This is a genomic window from Vibrio marinisediminis, assembly GCF_014050145.1.
Lineage (GTDB): Bacteria > Pseudomonadota > Gammaproteobacteria > Enterobacterales > Vibrionaceae > Vibrio > Vibrio marinisediminis.
In genome coordinates this window covers 1-309 of sequence record NZ_JACFYF010000141.1, presented here as the reverse complement: position 1 = coordinate 309, position 309 = coordinate 1, and the positions used below count along the sequence as shown (strand labels likewise).

1 protein-coding gene is annotated in these 309 nt (G+C 35.0%); it reads left to right on the top strand.

Annotated elements, in window-relative coordinates; translation table 11 throughout:
* The coding region (locus tag H2O73_RS23710; RefSeq protein ID WP_182110762.1) for a transposase at positions 1 to 309 on the top strand (309 nt) is incomplete at both ends.

Sequence of the window (309 nt, the reverse complement as noted above, 5' to 3'; positions counted from 1 at the left end):
ACCAGGTATTGGAAACAAAACAGCCCTAATGTTGGTGGTTCTAACAGATGGTTTTGAACGATTTACAAGTGGTAGTGAATTGTGTAGTTATGCAGGATTGACTCCCGTGATAAAAAGAAGTGGCAGCAGTGTAACTGGCCGCAGTAAAATAAGTAAAATGGGGAACCAAAAACTTCGAAACTTATTATTTATGTGCAGTTTTAATGCCTGCAAATACAATAAAGCTTGTAAGGATATTTATGAGCGATTAGTTGCTAAAGGAAAAAGTAAAAAATTAGCACTAATTGCAGTATGCAATAAGCTATTAAA